Annotated in this window: 19 protein-coding genes; 8 read left to right on the top strand and 11 right to left on the bottom strand. The window is 55.4% G+C overall.

What is annotated here, in order from left to right; translation table 11 throughout:
- Nucleotides 1-149: 149 nt before the first annotated feature.
- The 4 genes from xseB to A6A26_RS10240 all read left to right on the top strand — a co-directional run bounded on the left by xseB (nucleotide 150) and on the right by A6A26_RS10240 (nucleotide 4228).
- Nucleotides 150-392 carry an exodeoxyribonuclease VII small subunit gene (gene xseB / locus A6A26_RS10255; RefSeq protein WP_063878634.1) on the top strand — a complete coding sequence of 81 codons (243 nt, stop codon included), beginning with the start codon at nucleotides 150-152 and terminating at the stop codon, nucleotides 390-392.
- Complete coding sequence (gene ispA / locus A6A26_RS10250; protein ID WP_063878633.1) at nucleotides 392-1291, top strand: (2E,6E)-farnesyl diphosphate synthase; 900 nt, start codon at nucleotides 392-394, stop codon at nucleotides 1289-1291. Before xseB ends, ispA begins: the two co-directional genes overlap by 1 nt.
- 19 nt (nucleotides 1292-1310) lie before the next feature.
- Nucleotides 1311-3176, top strand: coding sequence for a 1-deoxy-D-xylulose-5-phosphate synthase (dxs, locus tag A6A26_RS10245; RefSeq protein WP_063878632.1), 1866 nt, complete (start codon nucleotides 1311-1313; stop codon nucleotides 3174-3176).
- Nucleotides 3177-3253: 77 nt separating this feature from the next.
- On the top strand, nucleotides 3254-4228 hold the full coding sequence (locus A6A26_RS10240) for an aldo/keto reductase (protein WP_063878631.1): 975 nt from the start codon (nucleotides 3254-3256) through the stop codon (nucleotides 4226-4228).
- A 172-nt stretch (nucleotides 4229-4400) separates the two neighbouring features.
- On the opposite strand, the gene pgpA is transcribed toward A6A26_RS10240, so the two are convergent.
- The 6 genes from pgpA to nrdR form a co-directional block, all read right to left on the bottom strand.
- Nucleotides 4401-4898, bottom strand: coding sequence for a phosphatidylglycerophosphatase A (pgpA, locus tag A6A26_RS10235; RefSeq protein ID WP_063878630.1), 498 nt, complete (start codon nucleotides 4896-4898; stop codon nucleotides 4401-4403).
- Complete coding sequence (gene thiL, locus A6A26_RS10230; protein WP_063878629.1) at nucleotides 4885-5862, bottom strand: thiamine-phosphate kinase; 978 nt, start codon at nucleotides 5860-5862, stop codon at nucleotides 4885-4887. Before thiL ends, pgpA begins: the two co-directional genes overlap by 14 nt.
- Nucleotides 5863-5916: 54 nt before the next feature.
- Complete coding sequence (gene nusB, locus A6A26_RS10225; RefSeq protein ID WP_063878628.1) at nucleotides 5917-6336, bottom strand: transcription antitermination factor NusB; 420 nt, start codon at nucleotides 6334-6336, stop codon at nucleotides 5917-5919.
- Between the two features lie 19 nt (nucleotides 6337-6355).
- Entirely contained in the window at nucleotides 6356-6826 is a 471-nt protein-coding gene (gene ribE / locus A6A26_RS10220; protein ID WP_063878627.1) for a 6,7-dimethyl-8-ribityllumazine synthase, read from the bottom strand.
- A 90-nt stretch (nucleotides 6827-6916) separates the two neighbouring features.
- Nucleotides 6917-8020 carry a bifunctional diaminohydroxyphosphoribosylaminopyrimidine deaminase/5-amino-6-(5-phosphoribosylamino)uracil reductase RibD gene (gene ribD, locus A6A26_RS10215; RefSeq protein ID WP_063878626.1) on the bottom strand — a complete coding sequence of 368 codons (1104 nt, stop codon included), beginning with the start codon at nucleotides 8018-8020 and terminating at the stop codon, nucleotides 6917-6919.
- A gap of 3 nt (nucleotides 8021-8023) precedes the next feature.
- Nucleotides 8024-8473, bottom strand: coding sequence for a transcriptional regulator NrdR (gene nrdR, locus A6A26_RS10210; RefSeq protein ID WP_006117986.1), 450 nt, complete (start codon nucleotides 8471-8473; stop codon nucleotides 8024-8026).
- Between the two features lie 543 nt (nucleotides 8474-9016).
- On the opposite strand from nrdR, the gene A6A26_RS10205 reads away from it, so the two are divergent.
- Nucleotides 9017-9571 carry a SadB/YajI family lipoprotein gene (locus A6A26_RS10205; RefSeq protein ID WP_063878625.1) on the top strand — a complete coding sequence of 185 codons (555 nt, stop codon included), beginning with the start codon at nucleotides 9017-9019 and terminating at the stop codon, nucleotides 9569-9571.
- Between the two features lie 52 nt (nucleotides 9572-9623).
- Here the strand turns inward: A6A26_RS10205 and secF are convergent, their stop codons facing one another.
- Genes secF through queA form a run of 5 tightly spaced genes read right to left on the bottom strand, consistent with a single transcriptional unit; the run spans nucleotide 9624 to nucleotide 15072 of the window.
- Complete coding sequence (gene secF, locus A6A26_RS10200; RefSeq protein WP_063878624.1) at nucleotides 9624-10592, bottom strand: protein translocase subunit SecF; 969 nt, start codon at nucleotides 10590-10592, stop codon at nucleotides 9624-9626.
- A 10-nt stretch (nucleotides 10593-10602) separates the two neighbouring features.
- Nucleotides 10603-12450 (bottom strand): protein translocase subunit SecD, encoded by a 1848-nt coding sequence (secD, locus tag A6A26_RS10195; protein ID WP_074180997.1) that lies wholly within the window; start codon nucleotides 12448-12450, stop codon nucleotides 10603-10605.
- Between the two features lie 25 nt (nucleotides 12451-12475).
- Nucleotides 12476-12808 (bottom strand): preprotein translocase subunit YajC, encoded by a 333-nt coding sequence (gene yajC, locus A6A26_RS10190; RefSeq protein WP_006117993.1) that lies wholly within the window; start codon nucleotides 12806-12808, stop codon nucleotides 12476-12478.
- Nucleotides 12808-13956 carry a tRNA guanosine(34) transglycosylase Tgt gene (gene tgt, locus A6A26_RS10185; protein ID WP_063878622.1) on the bottom strand — a complete coding sequence of 383 codons (1149 nt, stop codon included), beginning with the start codon at nucleotides 13954-13956 and terminating at the stop codon, nucleotides 12808-12810. Before tgt ends, yajC begins: the two co-directional genes overlap by 1 nt.
- Before the next feature lie 45 nt (nucleotides 13957-14001).
- Nucleotides 14002-15072, bottom strand: coding sequence for a tRNA preQ1(34) S-adenosylmethionine ribosyltransferase-isomerase QueA (gene queA / locus A6A26_RS10180; RefSeq protein WP_063878621.1), 1071 nt, complete (start codon nucleotides 15070-15072; stop codon nucleotides 14002-14004).
- A gap of 101 nt (nucleotides 15073-15173) precedes the next feature.
- On the opposite strand from queA, the gene A6A26_RS10175 reads away from it, so the two are divergent.
- The 3 genes from A6A26_RS10175 (at nucleotide 15174) to A6A26_RS10165 (ending at nucleotide 18060) form a co-directional block, all read left to right on the top strand.
- The gene (locus A6A26_RS10175) at nucleotides 15174-15755 is read left to right on the top strand and encodes an ACP phosphodiesterase (protein ID WP_063878620.1); all 582 of its coding nucleotides are present in this window, start codon (nucleotides 15174-15176) and stop codon (nucleotides 15753-15755) included.
- Between the two features lie 221 nt (nucleotides 15756-15976).
- Nucleotides 15977-16789, top strand: coding sequence for an inositol monophosphatase family protein (locus A6A26_RS10170; protein ID WP_063878619.1), 813 nt, complete (start codon nucleotides 15977-15979; stop codon nucleotides 16787-16789).
- Complete coding sequence (locus A6A26_RS10165) at nucleotides 16789-18060, top strand: histidine-type phosphatase (RefSeq protein WP_063878618.1); 1272 nt, start codon at nucleotides 16789-16791, stop codon at nucleotides 18058-18060. The genes A6A26_RS10170 and A6A26_RS10165 overlap by 1 nt, the downstream gene beginning before the upstream one ends.
- The last annotated feature ends 165 nt before the right edge of the window (nucleotides 18061-18225 follow it).

The raw sequence follows: 18225 nt of genomic DNA, 5'->3' as shown, positions 1-18225 counted from the left end.
GCATCCGCATCCGAGGCGCGAGAGTATATCACCTTTACCCGGTGACTGCTTCTGCAACAGCATGCGCATTGATTATTTTGCTAATCATTCTCTGTCAGCTACCATGACCGATTGCAAGATAACGTCCCAACCGTGAGTCGATCCTAACTATGCCGAAAAAAGCCGAACAGCCAGCCAGCTTTGAAACGTCATTGCAGCAGCTGGAACAGATTGTCAGCCGTCTGGAAAGTGGTGAACTGCCGTTGGAAGAGGCACTCAATGAATTTGAGCGCGGCGTGCAGTTAGCACGCAACGGCCAACAGACGCTGCAACAGGCTGAGCAGCGCGTTCGTATTTTACTCAGCGATGATAAAGACGCCGACCTCTCCTCCTTTACGCCGGAAAACAGCTAATGGATTTTCCTGAACTGCTCGACGCCTATCACCGGCAGGTGAACCGCGCGTTGACGGGCTTATTAGATGCTCTGCCTTTTCAGAGTTCTCCTCTGGTGAATGCCATGCAGTATGGGGCATTATTAGGCGGAAAACGCCTGCGCCCGTTTCTGGTCTACGCCACCGGCGAAATGCTTCACGCCGACAACGCCAGCCTGGATGCGCCCGCTGCGGCAGTTGAGTGTATTCATGCCTATTCACTGATTCATGACGATCTTCCGGCAATGGACGATGACGCCCTGCGTCGTGGTCAACCGACTTGCCATATCAAATATGGTGAAGACACGGCTATCCTTGCCGGGGATGCGCTGCAAACGCTGGCCTTTTCGATTCTTGCCGACCAGCCGATGCCGGGCGTAAGCGCGGAATACCGACTGGCCATGCTGTCCGAGCTGGCAAAAGCCAGCGGCGTAGCCGGCATGTGCGGTGGACAGGCGTTAGATCTGGCCGCTGAAGGTCAGTCAGTGGGCCTGACCCAACTTGAACAGATTCATCGTCATAAAACCGGGGCGTTAATTCGCGCAGCCGTTCGGCTCGGCGCCTTTGCCGCCGGGGAAAAAGGTCGTGAAGCGCTCCCGCATCTTGACCGCTATGCCGATGCGATTGGCCTGGCTTTTCAGGTGCAGGATGACATCCTGGATGTGACGGGCGACACAGCTGTCATCGGAAAACGTCAAGGTGCCGATCAAGATCTTGGAAAAAGCACCTATCCTTCACTGATGGGTCTGGATAATGCCCGCACTAAGGCACTGGATTTGTATCAGGAAGCCGTCGATGCTTTGCATATGCTCTCTGCAAAATCCTATAACACTAAGGCCTTGAAGGCGCTGGCGAGCTTCGTAATTGAACGCGATAAATAACTTCCATGATGAGTCACTGATGAGTTTTGATACTACAAAATACCCGACACTGGCGCAGGCAGAAACGGTTCAGGCGCTGCGAGCCCTGCCTAAAGAGAAATTGCCTGCGCTTTGCAACGAGCTGCGCCAGTATTTATTAGACAGCGTGAGCCGCTCAAGCGGCCATTTTGCGTCGGGCCTGGGCGTGGTCGAGCTGACGGTGGCGCTGCATTACGTTTATAACACACCGTTCGATCACCTGGTCTGGGACGTCGGTCATCAGGCTTATCCGCACAAAATTTTAACGGGTCGTCGCGATCGCATTGGCTCTATTCGCCAAAAGAACGGCGTGCATCCGTTTCCCTGGCGCGGTGAGAGTGAATACGACGTGCTGAGCGTGGGCCACTCCTCCACCTCCATCAGTGCCGGACTGGGGATGGCTGCGGCTGCCGAACGTGAAGGCAAAGGCCGCCGCACCGCCTGCGTTATCGGTGATGGCGCAATCACTGCCGGCATGGCGTTTGAAGCCATGAACCATGCGGGCGATATCAAGTCCGATATGCTCGTCATTCTGAATGACAATGAAATGTCGATTTCCGAAAACGTGGGTGCCCTGAATAACCGACTGGCGCAGATTTTATCCGGCAAAACCTATGCCCGTTTGCGCGAGGGCGGTAAGCGCGTCCTGACCGGCCTGCCACCGATCAAAGAGTTAGTCCGGCGCACCGAAGAGCACCTGAAAGGCATGGTCGTGCCCGGTACGCTGTTCGAAGAGCTGGGATTTAACTATATCGGCCCGGTTGACGGACATGATGTCCTGACGCTGGTGAATACGCTGAGCAACATGCGCAGCCTGAAAGGCCCGCAGTTCCTGCATATTATGACCAAAAAGGGCAAAGGTTATGCTCCGGCGGAGCAGGACCCTATCGCCTGGCATGCGGTGCCAAAATTTGACGTTGCCAGCGGCGAGCTGCCAAAAAGCGCCGAAGGTTTGCCGAGCTATTCCAAAATTTTCGGTAACTGGCTGTGCGAGATGGCCGCTGACGATGCGAAACTGATGGCCATTACGCCAGCCATGCGCGAAGGTTCCGGCATGGTGGGTTTCTCTCGCAAGTATCCCAATCAATATTTTGATGTCGCTATTGCGGAACAGCATGCGGTAACCTTTGCAGCGGGCCTGGCCATTGGCGGCTATAAACCGGTGGTGGCTATCTATTCCACCTTCCTGCAGCGCGCCTACGATCAGGTGATTCACGATGTGGCGATTCAGAAGCTGCCGGTGTTGTTTGCTATCGATCGTGGCGGCATCGTGGGTGCTGACGGTCAAACGCACCAGGGCGCGTTCGATCTCGCCTACCTGCGCTGCGTTCCGGACATGGTGATTATGACGCCGAGCGACGAGGACGAATGTCGCCAGATGCTGTATACCGGCTATCACTATCAGGATGGCCCGGCTGCGGTTCGCTATCCGCGCGGCACCGGCACCGGCGCGGCATTAACGCCGCTGCAAAGCCTGCCGCTGGGTAAAGGCGTGGTAAAACGTCAGGGCGAAAAACTGGCTATCCTCAACTTTGGTACGCTGTTGCCAGAAGCGAGCCAGGTGGCGGACGCACTCAATGCCACGCTGGTTGACATGCGCTTTGTGAAACCGCTGGATACGGCACTGATCACTGAGCTGGCGGCCCGTCACGAATCCTTGATTACGCTGGAAGAAGGCGCGATTAAAGGCGGCGCAGGTAGCGGCGTGAATGAGTATGTCATGGCTAAGCGCCTGGGTGTGCCGGTGCTGAATATCGGCCTGCCTGATGAGTTTATTCCACCCGGCACGCAGGAAGAGATGCGTCACGTCTACCAACTGGACGTTGACGGTATTCAACAGCAAATCAGTCGCTGGCTGGCGCAATAGTTCCCTGCCCCGCTCTCTGCGGAGAGCGGCATTCCTGCTATGCTTGATCCCCTGGGAAAGACATAGCAGGAGTCATCATGAAAACCATTCAATTAGCGAATACCGACTTAAGGGTTTCACGGCTTTGCCTGGGCTGTATGACCTTCGGCGAACCCGATCGTGGCAAGCACGCCTGGACACTGCCTGAAGAGAGCAGCCGTCCGCTCATCCGCCAGGCACTCGACGCCGGGATCAATTTTTTCGATACTGCGAACAGCTATTCGGATGGCAGTAGCGAGGAAATTTTAGGCCGGGCGCTTCACGATTTCGCCCGGCGTGATGAGGTGGTGGTCGCCACCAAAGTTTTCTTTCCCATGAGCAATCTGTCGCAGGGCTTATCCCGTCAAAATATCCTGCAATCCATTGACGACAGCCTGCAACGGCTCGGCATGGACTATGTCGATCTGCTGCAAATTCACCGCTGGGACTATGACACGCCGCTGGAAGAGACGCTGGATGCGCTTAACGAGGTGGTGAAATCCGGAAAGGCGCGTTATATCGGTGCCTCCTCAATGCATACCAACCAGTTTGCTCAGGCCCTGGCATTGCAGGACCAGGAGGGCTGGGCGCGCTTTGTCACCATGCAGGATCAGTACAATCTGATTCAGCGTGAAGAAGAGCGTGAAATGCACCCCTTGTGCCAGCGGGAAAACATTGCGGTTCTGCCCTGGAGTCCGCTGGCGCGCGGCAAGCTTACCCGTCCGTGGGGAGAAACGACCGCACGCTCCGTGTCGGATGAGGTCATCAAATCGCTCTATGCCTCAACCGAGGAAAACGACGCCGTAATAGCCGAGCGCCTGGCGCAGGTTGCGGCAGATAAAGGCGCGACGCGTGCACAGGTGGCTCTGGCCTGGTTGCTTAGCAAGCCTGCCGTCACCGCGCCGATTATCGGTGCCTCCCGTGCAGAGCAGTTTGCCGATCTGGTCAATGCGGTAAACGTCGAGCTGACGCCAGATGATATCGCCAAACTGGAAGAGGCTTATCAACCGCATCCGGCAACGGGCTATCAGTAAGGAACTTTCAGGGAGGCGCGCTATCCGGGCAGCGGCATTGTCTGTTGAATATGCGCTAATCTGAGCACTGATTTGATAGTGACGACCGTTCCCGCGATTGCACGGGAACGGTCGTTGTGCTGTAAAGCAATATGCAGGTTAAGACGATGTTGTTTTGCGTCACCCGGCAAGGTTATCCCGCCAGATAAACGCCTGTACCGTACAGCATCGCCGCCGCGATAATACCTGCGATAATATCATCCACCATGATGCCCATACCGCCGTGCACGTTGCGGTCAAACCAGCGAATCGGCCAGGGCTTCCAGATATCCAGCACCCGGAACAGGACAAAGCCGCTGACCACCCATTGCCAGCTGTTAACCGGAATCGCCATCAGGGTAATCCACATCCCGATAAACTCATCCCAGACAATGCTACCGTGGTCATGCACGCCCATATCTTTGGCGGTGCGATGGCAGAGGTAAACGCCCACGCTAATGCCCAATAACACGACCAGCGAGTACAGGTCATGAGGGAGAAAGGTCATGAGCCACCAAAACGGGATGGCAGCCAGCGATCCCACCGTACCCGGCATAAACGGGCTGAGTCCGCTGCCGAAGCCGGTCGCCAGTAAATGCCAGGGATTGCGCAGGCGCAGGCGACTTTTGGCGAGGGTTTTATCTGTGGTCAAAATGGTCGAATCCTTTATGGCGGAATTCTGTCGGTTTGCCGTTGTCCAGCAGGGACAGTCCTTCTGACTCCGGTGCCATCTGGCCGATACAGGTGTAAGGCACGCCAAGATGACCCAGTGCTACGTCCAGCGCGCCGCGATTGACTTCCGGTACGCTAAAGCACAGTTCGTAGTCCTCTCCGCCGCTCAACGCCCAGCGCAGTACCTGTACGGCATCAAAGTTTTCACGCAGTGCAGAAGACAGCGGCAGCGCATCAAGATTGATCCTGGCACCACAGCCGCTGGCTTTCAGCACATGACCCAAATCGGAGATCAACCCGTCCGATAAATCAATGGCCGAAGACGCCAGGGAACGCAACGACTGCCCCTGCAGAATGCGCGGCATCGGGCGCAAATGGCGCTTGATCAGGGCTTCATGTATCGCCGGATCGTCAATGCGACAGTGATGTTGTAATAACGCCAGTCCGGCGGCACTGTCACCCAGCGTGCCGGTCACGTAGATCCAGTCGCCCGGTTTAGCGCCCGATCGTTTCAATGCTTTGCCGTGCGGGATCAAACCATGAATTCCCAGCGTCAGGCTGAGCGGCCCGCGCGTCGTGTCACCACCGACCAGTTGCATGTCGTAATATTCCAGCAGGTCGAACAGGCTTTCGCTGAAGCTGCTTAACCAGGCTTCATTGACCTCAGGCAAGGTCATCGCCAGCGTCAGCCAGGCAGGATCGGCCCCCATTGCAGCCAAATCGCTCAGGTTAACCGCCAGAGATTTATAGGCTAAATCGGCAGGATGGATAGAAGGCAGGAAGTGGACGCCTGAAACCAGCGTATCGGTGCTGACCGCCAGCGTCTGTTTTTCGGGCACGCTAAGCAACGCGCAATCGTCGCCGATGCCGAGTTCGACATCACGGCGGCTCCGCGTTCTGCGGTTGAAGTAGCGTGCGATGAGTTCAAATTCACCACATGACATAATTGCGTTCCGCTTAACCATTAATGAAAAAGGCCGGCAAGCCGGCCTTATTGATTATTTGCGTTGGGGTCTAATCTGTGGACCAGCTTTATCCAGTACGCCGTTGACAAATTTATGGCTGTCTTCGGCACCAAATACTTTCGCCAGTTCGATACCTTCGTTGATGGCCACTTTGTAGGGCACATCAGAACGCTTGCTCAATTCATACAGCGAAATACGCAGAATGGCTTTTTCCACCTGCCCCAGCTCTTCCAGCTGACGCGACAGATAGGGCTTCATTAAGCCATCCAGGTACGCGCTGTTGGTCGCCACACCGGTCAGCAGTTCGCGGAAATAGGTAATGTCGACGTCTTTGACGTCTTGTTCCGCCAGAAACTGGTATTCCACATCGGCAATGTCGTTGTTGGACAACTGCCAGGAGTAAAGCGCCTGGACAGCGCACTCACGGGCGCGACGACGAGCAGCAGGTTTCACAAAATTCCCCTTACAAAAATCAGGCTTTAATGGCTTTCAATACGTTGATCATTTCAAGCGCGGTCAGGGCCGCTTCGGCACCTTTATTACCCGCTTTGGTTCCAGCACGCTCAATGGCCTGCTCGATATTTTCGGTCGTCAGTACGCCAAATGCCACAGGAATATCACAGTCCATGGCAACGCTGGCAATACCGGAGCTGGCTTCGCCTGCGACATATTCGAAGTGCGCAGTGCCACCACGAATCACGGTACCCAGAGCAATAACGGCATCGTATTTGCCGGTTTTTGCCAGCGCACGCGCTGCCAGCGGCAGTTCATAAGCACCTGGCACCCAGACAACAGTGATATTGTCATCGCTGACCTGGCCGATGCGCTTCAGGGCATCGACTGCGCCGTCTAACAGGCTGTCATTGATGAAGTTGTTAAAACGCGCGATAACGATGGCAAGGTTTGCCTCAGGCGTTGCAACGGCAGCTTCGATAACTTTCATACATATCCTTTCAGGGGTTTGTTTGGCCCCGCGCAGGGGGGCGGATTCTAACATACTCTTTGGCGGCGTGCTCTCGCTTTTCCGCCTCTGTTATTGCGGTGTCAGGGTCAGGCGCACATCGCTGCCGACCTGACGGATATCGCTGAAGGCAAAGACCGGCGCATCGGCCAACGCTGTCAGGCCCGCCAGCTGGCACAAACCACGCGCGTCATTGCCGAGTAATTTCGGGGCGACATATAAAATCAGCTCATCAACCAGGCCTGCCTGAAGTAGCGCACCCGCCAGCGTGGCACCCGCTTCTACCCAGACGCTGTTAATTTGCCGCTGGCCCAGCACCATCATCAGGGCCACTAAATCCAGCTGGCTGTCGCGCAGCGGAACAGGAATTTGCGTGACCGTTTCGGGCCAGCGCAGATCGTCGGCCTGCTGACGCATCAGCCAGGTTTCGCCCAATTGTTCAATAAGTTTGTGCTGAGGCGTTACGCGATTCTGGCTATCGACGATCACTCTGACCGGCTGACGCAGCTGTGCTTCATCCACCAGGCGCTGGCTGTCGCTGTCCAGTTCTGACCAGCGCACCGTTAACGAGGGATCATCCGCCAGAACCGTTGCGCTCGTGCTGAGGATGGCAGAGCTCTGGGCGCGCAACCGCTGTACATCCCGCCGGGCAGCCGCCGAGGTGATCCACTGGCTTTCACCGTTTGCCATTGCTGTGCGGCCGTCCAGCGATGCGCCCAGTTTTAACTGTATCCAGGGAAAGCCGGTGCGCATGCGTTTCAGAAAACCGCGATTCAGGGCTTCCGCTTCCTGCATCATCAGTCCGTGGCTGACCTCAATGCCCGCCTGGCGCAGACGATGCAATCCCCGCCCAGCCACCTGCGGATTGGGGTCCTGCATGGCAGCAACTACCCGCGTTACGCCAGCGGCAATAAGCGCGTCGCAACAGGGCGGCGTGCGGCCGTGATGGCTGCAGGGTTCCAGCGTCACATAGGCGGTCGCCCCCCGGGCGCGGTCACCCGCCATACGTAGCGCATGCACTTCTGCATGGGGTTCACCGGCGCGCTGGTGCCAGCCTTCTCCAACAATCTGGCCGTCGCGTACAATCACGCAGCCGACATTCGGATTGGGCGTGGTCGTAAAGCGGCCGCGCCGCGCCAGTTCCAGCGCGCGCGCCATAGCGTGTTCATCAGTCATGATTTAATCCTGTAATCTGGCAATCTCTTCGCCAAAATCACGCACATCTTCGAAGCTGCGATAAACGGAAGCAAAGCGAATATAGGCCACCTTATCGAGCTTTTTCAGTTCATCCATGACCAGGTTCCCAATCAGCTTGCTGGGGATTTCACGTTCACCGGTCGCGCGCAACTGGGTTTTAATATGGCTTACCGCACTCTCTACCGCATCCGCACTGACCGGACGCTTTTCCAGCGCTTTCATCATGCCGCTGGCGAGTTTGTCTTCATTGAAAGGTTCACGCACATCGTTGCTTTTCACCACGCGCGGCATCACCAGCTCAGCCACTTCAAACGTCGTAAAACGCTCATGGCACACCAGACATTGACGACGGCGCCGCACTGATGAACCCTCACTAACCAGACGAGAATCAATCACTTTAGTGTCTACAGCGGAGCAGAATGGGCAATGCATGACGTTTCCTGACACGAGATAAATAGGTCATACAGTGTAGCGCGAACTGCAGGTCAACAAAATCGATTCCCGTGCTTTACCCTGTCGTCCTTACAGCCTGAGGGAGCAAAACGCTCACGAAGACAAAAAGCAGGCCGCTTACCGCGTCATGCGCTAAATGTTATCCCCGGCAGCAGGCGTTATCTTTGCAAAGAAGCTGGCACAAACGCCGGTGCGGCTTGCTTATTGGCGATAACCCGGACGCAACGCGGCAGTGGGTTTACACGGCCGGATTACCCGACAGAAAGAATCTGGATGGGGACGTCAAGGGTGAACCTCAGGTCGTCAGACTATTCCGTTAACGGAAAAAGAAACGCCTGGTCGCTAAAGGCAGTCTTGACGCCATCGCTCACGTAGAAGATAACGTGATATCGGCAACGGTCAGGTTAAAAGGCACGACCGGATACGTGAACGCCATTGATTTCGATAAATCATTGCAGCCCCACGGACAACCTGTGCCGGGGCGGTTTTTAGGTATTTCTCTATAACGGAAAAGGATAAATGATGATCAGGACGGTTTGGGCACCTGCGGCCCTGTCGCTGGTTCTGTTGAGTGGTTGCAGCACAACGCAACAGCCGCAGGTGAAACAGCTCCATCAGGAAGTCAGCCAACTCAATCAGCAGATGCAGCAGCTCACCAGCCAGGCAGGCGCGGTGGAGATTCAGGGACAGCTTAACGCGCACTCACAGCAGGGCGCATGGCTATTACCGCAGGCCAATACGCCTGTTGAATTGCAAACCCAGGCCGGTACGTTGCGCTTATCGTTATCACAGGTTGAGGCTGAAGCTGGCGGATCACGCGCTAACCTGACTCTGCAGACACGCGATAATCAGCCGCTGCCTGCGCTGGAGGCCACCGTGGTATGGGGCCAGCTTGATCCCGCAACGGGCAAGCCGCTTGAAGCCGACAGCCTGACACAGACCATCACGGTGCCGACCGCGCTGACGCCGCGCAGTTCGGTCACGGTTCCGTTACGTTTGAGCGGTATTACGCCAGAGCAGCTCGGCTATGTCCGGGTTCATCAGGTGCTGGCCAAAACGGCTGCGCCCAGGTCTTAACGACAAAAAAAAGCCGCCAGATTGCGCTGGCGGCTTTTCCATGATGCACAGATTACGGCAGGATGGAAGGCTGGTCTGCGCCCTCTTTCTCGACTTTCTGCACCAGCATGTGTTCGCGTTTCATGCCCAGCTTCAGCGCCAGCGCTGAAGAGACGTAAATCGACGAAATCGTACCAATAGTGACACCGATCAGCATGGTCAGCGAGAAGCCTTTCAGCAGCGCACCACCAAAGATGAACAGAATCAGGATCATCGCCAACGTCGTCAGCGAGGTGATCAAGGTACGGCTCAAGGTCTGGGTCAGGGACACGTTGGTAATATCGTAAGAGGACCCGCGGCGGATCTTGCGGAAATTCTCACGAATACGGTCCGACACCACGATTTTATCGTTAAGCGAATAACCGATAACCGACATCAGCGAGGCCACAATGGTGAGGTCGATCTCCACCCGGAACAGCGACAGCAGGCCACAGGTGATGATCACGTCATGTGCCAGCGCCAGCACCGTACCCAGCGCCAGACGCCACTCAAAGCGAATACCGATATAGATCAGAATCGCAATCAGTGCCGACATCAAAGCTAACGCACCGGCCTGCGCCAGATCGCTGCCTACGCTGGGTCCAACAAACTCGATACGTTTTACCGTCGCATTTTGCTGCGTGGTCTGGTTAATTACCGTCACCACTTTATTACCTAACTCGGTGCCTGCAGGGCCAGTAACCGGTGGCATACGCACCATCACGTCACGGCTGCTGCCAAAGTTCTGGATCAGCGGCTCCTGGAAACCGGCCTTAACCAGCTCGCCACGAATTGTGTCGAGATCGGCAGGTTTCTCCAGGTTGATCTCAATCACCGTACCGCCGGTGAAATCGAGACCCCAGTTAAAGCCACGTACGCCAACAATGGCAATCGAGATGATGATTAACAATCCCGAAATAATAAATGCCAGCGTATCCCAGCGCATAAAGTCGACGACTTTACGGCCGTGGTTTAACTGCTCAATGTTATATTCCTGTGCCACAACGCACTCCTCAGATAGACAGCTTTTTGACGCGCTTGCCACCGTACATCAGGTTAATGATGGCGCGGGTACCGACAATCGATGTGAACATTGAGGTTGCGATACCAATAGCCGTTGTAATCGCAAAGCCCTTAATGGACCCCGTACCCACCGCATACAGAATCACCACTTTGATCAGGGTGGTTACGTTAGCATCGACAATACTGGAGAAGGCGCCTTTATAGCCCTCATGGATTGCCTGCTGTACGGAACGCCCGTTGCGCAGTTCTTCTTTAATACGTTCATTAATCAGTACGTTAGCATCGACTGCCACCGCCAGCGTTAGGACGATACCGGCAATGCCTGGCATCGTCAGCGTCGCACCCGGTAACAGGGACATAATACCGACAATCAGCACCAGGTTTGCCAGCAGCGCGCTGGTGGCAATCAGGCCCACTTTCTTGTAGTACAGCACCATAAACAGGATAGAGGCGACCAGGCCCCACAGGCAGGCTTCCAGACCCTGAGTAATGTTCTGCTGACCCATGGTTGGACCGATGGTACGCTCTTCCACAATCTGGATAGGCGCAATCAGCGCACCGGCGCGCAGCAGCAGCGACAGCTGACGTGCTTCGTTCGGGTTGCCGATACCGGTAATACGGAAGCTGTTGCCAAGGCGCGACTGGATATTGGCGACGTTAATCACCTCTTCCTGTTTCACCAGAATGGCTCGACCGTTAGCATCTTTCTTACCGCTGTCTTTGTACTCCACAAACAGGGTCGCCATCGGCTTACCGATGTTGTCCTTGGTGAAGTTAGACATAATATTACCGCCCGCGCCGTCCAGTGAAATGTTCACCTGAGGCTGGTTGTACTCATCCATGCTGGATGTGGAGTCGGTAATATGGTCACCCGTCAGGATGACACGCTTATAGAGCACCACAGGGCGTCCGTCGCGCGTGTCTTTCACTTCCGAGTCGCCCGGTACGCGGCCACTGGCGGCAGCGCTTGGGTCCACGCTGGTGTTAACCAGACGGAATTCCAGCGTCGCTGTCGCGCCCAAAATCTCTTTGGCACGTGCGGTGTCCTGAATACCTGGCAGTTCAACCACGATGCGGTCAGAACCCTGACGCTGTACCAGGGGTTCAGCAACGCCCAGCTGGTTGACACGGTTACGCAGAATAGTGATGTTCTGTTGAACAGCGTATTCACGTGCTTCGCTGAGACGCGCATCGGTCATGGTGGCACGCAGCGAATCATCGCCGCTGCTGTTGATGACCAGGTCCTGATGACGGGATGACAACCACTTCACCGCAGCATCGCGGCTGGCAGCATCACGGAAACGAATTTCCACGCCGTAGTTAGCAATCTTGTTGACGTTGGTATAGGGAATATTTTTTTCGCGCAGGTCGCTGCGCAGGCTGTCAGCATTCTGCTCTTGCAGTTTGCTCAGGGCAGTATCCATATCCACTTCCATCAGGAAGTGCACACCACCACGCAGATCGAGGCCAAGCTTCATTGGCTGTGCCGCCAGCAGAGCCAGCCAGCGCGGCGTTGCCGGTGCGAGGTTCAGGGCAACCACATAGTTTTCGCCCAGCGCTTTCATGATCGCTTCACGGGCGCGCAGTTGCACATCCGTATTGGCAAAACGCGCAGTGATCGCGCCATTTTCCAGGGCAACAGACTTAGTTTGAATATTGTCTTGTTTTAATACGTTCTGAATTTGATCCAACGTTTGGTCACTGGCGGCGCTTCCGCGCGCGCCAGTGACCTGAACAGCCGGATCCTCACCATAAAGGTTGGGAAGTGCATACACCAGGCCAATGACAAGCACCACGACCAGCATTATGTACTTCCACAAAGGATAACGATTTAACACGGCAGTTCCCTTAGGGAAGTAAAAATTACAGCGCCTTCATAGAACCTTTCGGCAGGACGGCAGCCACGAAATCACGTTTGATAACCACTTCAGTAGTGTCGTTCAGCGCAATAGCAATGTAGCCGGTTTCTGCCACTTTTGTTACGCGACCCACCAGGCCACCGTTCGTCAGGACTTCATCACCCTTGGAGATAGAATCCATCAGCTTCTTGTGCTCTTTTGCACGCTTCTGCTGCGGGCGCAGGATCATGAAGTAAAAGATCAGGCCAAAGACGACCAGCATGATCACCAGAGAATACGGACTTCCCTGAGACGGTGCGCCTGCTGCAGCCACAGCGTCAGAAATGAAAAAGCTCATTAAATTTCCCTCATTGATGAATTATCAGACGTTAAAGGCGGAACCGCTTTGCCCGTCCGTTGGTAGAACTCGCTAACAAAGCGCTCTAATTTACCCTCTTCGATAGCCTGGCGTAAACCCGCCATCAAACGCTGGTAATAGCGCAGGTTATGAATCGTGTTCAGACGTGCGCCCAGTATTTCGTTACAGCGATCAAGATGATGCAAGTACGCACGGCTGTAATTGCGACAGGTGTAACAATCACACTCCGCATCCAGCGGCGAAACATCGTCTTTATGCTTCGCATTGCGAATTTTTACCACGCCATCGGTCACAAATAAGTGGCCATTACGCGCATTACGCGTTGGCATGACGCAGTCAAACATATCCACGCCGCGACGCACGCCTTCAACCAGATCTTCAGGTTTACCGACGCCCATCAGGTAACGGGGTTTGTCCTCGGGAATCTGCGGGCAAACATGCTCAAGGATACGGTGCATATCCTCTTTAGGCTCACCGACCGCCAGGCCGCCCACAGCGTACCCATCAAAGCCAATCTCTACCAGACCTTTCACAGAGACATCACGTAAATCTTCGTAAACCGAGCCCTGAATAATGCCAAACAGCGCATTTTTGTTCCCCAGGCTGTCAAAACGGTCACGACTGCGTTGCGCCCAGCGCAGAGACATCTCCATAGAGCGCTTGGCATAATCCCAGTCTGCCGGGTACGGCGTGCACTCATCGAAGATCATCACGATGTCCGATCCCAGGTCGTACTGGATCTCCATCGATTTTTCCGGATCGAGGAAAATCGCGTCGCCGTTGATCGGATTGCGGAAATGAACACCGGCTTCGGTGATCTTACGAATGTCGCCCAGGCTAAACACCTGGAAGCCGCCAGAATCGGTCAGAATGGGGCCTTTCCACTGCATAAAATCATGCAAATCGCCGTGCAGCTTCATGATTTCCTGGCCGGGACGCAGCCAGAGGTGAAAAGTGTTGCCCAGAATAATTTGCGCGCCGGTTTCCTGCACTTCTTCCGGCGTCATGCCCTTCACGGTGCCATAGGTACCCACGGGCATAAACGCCGGGGTTTCCACCACGCCACGATCGAAAATCAGACGACCGCGACGCGCGCGACCGTCTGTGGTATCAAGTTCAAATTTCACAAGACCTCCATTGGAGAAACAGTCCAATGTTTAAATTAAAACAGATCAGGCACCCACTTTTTCCCGCGGAGCCTGTGGGTTTTTGCTGATAAACATCGCGTCGCCGTAGCTGAAGAAACGGTATTCTTCCGCCACCGCCGCACGATAAGCAGCCATCGTGTGCTGATAACCGGCAAAGGCCGATACCAGCATGATCAACGTCGATTCGGGCAGATGGAAATTGGTGATCAACGCATCAATCACCTGATACTCATAGCCCGGATAGATAAAGATTTGGGTGTCATCGAAGAACGGCGCAATCAGCGCATCCTGGCTGGCTTTGGCTGCACTTTCCAGCGAGCGTACTGAGGTTGTCCCCACCGCGACGACTTTATTGCCACGGGCTTTACAGGCCAGTACCGCATCCACAACCTCCTGCGGAACTTCCGCATATTCGGCGTGCATATGGTGTTCTTCAATCGTTTCTACGCGCACCGGCTGGAACGTCCCTGCCCCGACGTGCAGGGTAACAAAGGCCATTTCAACGCCTTTGTCTTTCAGCGCCTGAATCAGGGGTTCATCAAAGTGCAGACCGGCGGTCGGGGCCGCGACGGCCCCCGGACGGGCGCTGTATACCGTCTGGTAAAGCTCGCGATCCGCCTCTTCATCGGGACGATCAATATACGGCGGCAGCGGCATATGGCCTACACTGTTGAGGATGTCCAGAACGGCCCGATCGTCCTCAAACGCAATCTCAAACAGGGCATCGTGGCGCGCGACCATCGTGGCGTTAACGCTTTCATCGTCGCCCAGCAGCAACGCTGCGCCAGGCTTTGGCGCTTTGGACGCCCTTACGTGTGCCAGCACGCGCTTGTCATCAAGCATGCGCTCAACCAGCATTTCGATTTTACCGCCGCTTGCCTTGCGACCAAACACCCGGGCCGGGATCACGCGCGTGTTGTTAAACACCAGCAGATCGCCAGGTTGCAGCTTGTCCAGCACATCGGTAAACACGCCATGGCTCAGTGCACCACTTGACCCGTCCAGCGACAGTAAGCGGCAACCGCTACGCTGCGCCTGGGGATAATGGGCGATAAGGGATTCGGGCAATTCAAAAGCAAAATCGGCGACACGCATGACAGACTTCTTACTCAGAAAAACAGGCGGCACAGTTTAGCGGAAAATCGCTCAATTCTGAACAACTGGCTGCGCAAAGCGAGTTGCGCTTATAATAGCGCATGAATTTTCTTGCTCATCTTCACTTAGCCCATCTTGCAGACAGCTCGCTACTCGGCAATCTGATGGCGGATTTCGTTCGCGGTGCGCCGCATCAACACTGGCCCAAACCGGTGGCCGACGGCATTCTGATGCATCGTCGCCTGGATGTTATGACCGATGCCTTGCCGGAAGTGCGAGAGGCGCGTCAGCGGTTTCGGGCTGAAACCTACCGTGTCGCACCCATTACCCTGGATGTTATCTGGGACCATTTTTTGGCACGCCACTGGGATCGCTTTCATCAGGCACACACGTTGCAACAATTTACCGCCAAAGCCGAAAGTGAAATTGTTCCGCAACTGGCGGCCACGCCTGACGAATTTAAAGCCCTCAATGCGGTGATGTGGCGTGAACGCTGGTTCGAGCATTACGCTGATCCACAGCGTCTTGAACGGGTGCTGAACGGGATGGCGAGCCGTCGGCCAAAACTGGCCGCTCTGCGCGACTCTTATCACGACTTTAGGGCGCATTATGCTGCGTTTGAAGCCTGCTTTTTCCAGTTCTATCCGCGCCTGATGACCCTGGCTGTTGAGCAGCAGCTATAACCTCCCCTCCTTTTTACATCGGGTTTGTGAGCGCTTTTCATTGCACCATCAACCTGTAACGCTGAAAAAGCGCGCAGTCAGTCATACAGCCGTATTGCCATTACTTCCGGTCTGCGGCTTAATAAGCCTTGCTTAACTATGATTTACGTTGCTCTCACTGTCAGACCGCCTGTTCAGGCGCTTCCTTTATCCGATATGGTTTAAAATCATAAGAGGGAAACATGTCATCCGCTTCGCATTCTGAAATTGACGCGCGCTATCATTACGCCTGCGAAATCGCCCGTGCGGCGGCAAGCCGCGCCTGGTCATGGTATCAACAGCGTCAAAAACTGGTGGTGGAACATAAAAGGGATCTTCAGGATGTGGTCAGTGAAGCTGACCGCAACGTTGAAGAATTAATTAAATCATTGATCTCAGAACGTTATCCAGATGATGCCGTTTTAGGCGAGGAGAGCGGCGGTGACACGCAAGGTGCCCGTATTGTATGGGTGATCGATCCCATTGATGGCACAGCCTGCTTTGTTAACGGCCTGCATAACTGGTGCGTCTCGCTGGCGATTGTGTGCGATGGCGAACCGGTCGTTGGCGTGATTTGCGATCCCAATCATCACGAGCTGTTTCACGCCCGCAAAGGGAATGGCGCCTGGCTCAACGAGACCCGGCTCGAAGTGCATAAAGCCCGGCACCTCAATGAAGGCCTGCTGGGGATCAGTAACTCCAGCCGTGTTCCCGGTGAAAAAGTGACGCAGCTCATCGATGCCCTGCTCAGGGAAGGTGGGATGTTTATTCGCATCGGCTCCGGGGCTTTAACCAGTGCCTGGGCCGCCGCAGGCCGTCTGATTGGCTATTATGAAGCACATATGCATCCCTGGGACAGCCTGCCCGGCATCGTGTTAATGCGTGAGGCCGGCGGGGTGACCAACGATTATCTGCGCAACGACGGTCTGAAAAAGGGCAATCCTGTTTTGCTGGCGAATGCGGTAATCTATCCGCAAATTAAAGCGCTGCTTGCGACGCATGAAATTGAGGATTGATGATGCCTGCCCATGTTCCCCGGCGCTTGATTGCGCTCTGCGCGTTGTGGTTGTTGGCGGGGCCGCTGCACGCGGCCCCGGAATACCAACTTGAGAAAGTGGTAGAACTGAGCCGACACGGGGTACGTCCGCCGACGCCCGGTAATCGTAAAGAGATTGAAGCGGCAAGCCAGCAGCCATGGTACGTCTGGATCACGGCAGACGGTGAACTGACGGGCCATGGCTACAGCGCGGTGGTGAATAAAGCACGCTGGGAAGGGGAGCACTATCGCCAGTTGGGTTTACTCAACGCGGGTTGCCCTGATGCGACAGCGCTCTACGTGCGCGCCAGCCCGCTGCAGCGAACGCGCGCTACCGCCGAGGCGCTGGTGGACGGTGCCTTTCCCGGCTGTGGTGTGGCGGTTCATACCGTTAAGGGCGATGTCGATCCGCTGTTTCAGACGGAGAAGCTCCCCTTTGCCCAGACCGATCCGCAGCGCGAACTGGCGGCAAAACAGCGCGTGGCGGGCGATTTAGCCCAACGCCAGCAGCAGCTTCAGCCTGCGATTGCGCTGCTTAAACAGTCGGTATGTCCGGCCAGCAGCGATTGTCCGTTTTTCGATCGCCCCTGGCAGTTCAAACAGACAAAAAGCGGCAGCGTTTATGTTGAAGGCTTAAGCGCCATGGCCGCCATGGTCGAGACGCTGCGGCTGGGTTACAGTGAAAACTTACCGTTCGCGAAGCTGGCCTGGGGGCACATTACGTCCGCCCAACAGATCACCGCCCTGCTCCCGCTGCTGACAGCCAATTATAATCTCAGCAATGATGTGCTCTACATGGCACAACGTCACGGTTCCCTGCTGCTGTCACAGATGCTTGAGGCTATTGAAGGTAATGATCCGGACGTGCGCTGGCTGCTTCTGGTGGCACATGACACCAACATTGCGATGGTGCGCCGCTTAATGGGATTTGACTGGCAACTGCCCGGCTATACGCGCGGTAATATTCCACCGGGAAGCAGCCTGGTGCTGGAACGCTGGCGGGACCGAAATACGCATCAGCGCTACCTGCGCCTCTATTTTCAGGCACAAAGTCTGGATGGCCTGCGTCAGTTGCAACCGGTGAGCGACAGCCATCCCCTGTTGCGTCAGGAATGGCGGCAACCCGGATGCAAAATCACAGCGGTCGGAACACTTTGCCCGTTACAGGCGGCCGTTACGCAGTTGGGTAAGCAGACAGATAACAGCGCGCGCGTTCCGGTCAGCATGATATTGCCGTCTTCGGACGGATAACGTACGCGGCCCGGACGGTTTCGCCGGGCGTAGCGCTGGCCTTTGTCTTATTTTACGGCAACTTATTTAATGGCGGCGCGTTTTGCATTAGCATGATTTCGTCAATCATCCCTCTATTTGTTTCATTTGCCATATCTGTTTTCGGCGAGTCATTTCGCCGATTTT

The organism is Pantoea sp. OXWO6B1 (assembly GCF_001641135.1).
In the GTDB taxonomy this organism is placed as follows: domain Bacteria; phylum Pseudomonadota; class Gammaproteobacteria; order Enterobacterales; family Enterobacteriaceae; genus Pantoea; species Pantoea allii.
This window is presented reverse-complemented; position numbering and strand designations above follow the sequence as displayed.

Bases quoted from the DNA above. Each gene is read 5' to 3' on its own strand.
- ribE (WP_063878627.1), bottom strand. From the start codon at position 6,826: ATGAAAGTTATCGAAGCTGCCGTTGCAACGCCTGAGGCAAACCTTGCC.
- yajC (WP_006117993.1), bottom strand. From the start codon at position 12,808: ATGAGCTTTTTCATTTCTGACGCTGTGGCTGCAGCAGGCGCACCGTCT.
- ribD (WP_063878626.1), bottom strand. From the start codon at position 8,020: ATGACTGATGAACACGCTATGGCGCGCGCGCTGGAACTGGCGCGGCGC.
- A6A26_RS10205 (WP_063878625.1), top strand. From the start codon at position 9,017: ATGATCAGGACGGTTTGGGCACCTGCGGCCCTGTCGCTGGTTCTGTTG.
- queA (WP_063878621.1), bottom strand. From the start codon at position 15,072: ATGCGTGTCGCCGATTTTGCTTTTGAATTGCCCGAATCCCTTATCGCC.
- A6A26_RS10170 (WP_063878619.1), top strand. From the start codon at position 15,977: ATGTCATCCGCTTCGCATTCTGAAATTGACGCGCGCTATCATTACGCC.
- A6A26_RS10165 (WP_063878618.1), top strand. From the start codon at position 16,789: ATGATGCCTGCCCATGTTCCCCGGCGCTTGATTGCGCTCTGCGCGTTG.
- nrdR (WP_006117986.1), bottom strand. From the start codon at position 8,473: ATGCATTGCCCATTCTGCTCCGCTGTAGACACTAAAGTGATTGATTCT.
- A6A26_RS10240 (WP_063878631.1), top strand. From the start codon at position 3,254: ATGAAAACCATTCAATTAGCGAATACCGACTTAAGGGTTTCACGGCTT.
- dxs (WP_063878632.1), top strand. From the start codon at position 1,311: ATGAGTTTTGATACTACAAAATACCCGACACTGGCGCAGGCAGAAACG.
- thiL (WP_063878629.1), bottom strand. From the start codon at position 5,862: ATGTCATGTGGTGAATTTGAACTCATCGCACGCTACTTCAACCGCAGA.
- ispA (WP_063878633.1), top strand. From the start codon at position 392: ATGGATTTTCCTGAACTGCTCGACGCCTATCACCGGCAGGTGAACCGC.
- A6A26_RS10175 (WP_063878620.1), top strand. From the start codon at position 15,174: ATGAATTTTCTTGCTCATCTTCACTTAGCCCATCTTGCAGACAGCTCG.
- xseB (WP_063878634.1), top strand. From the start codon at position 150: ATGCCGAAAAAAGCCGAACAGCCAGCCAGCTTTGAAACGTCATTGCAG.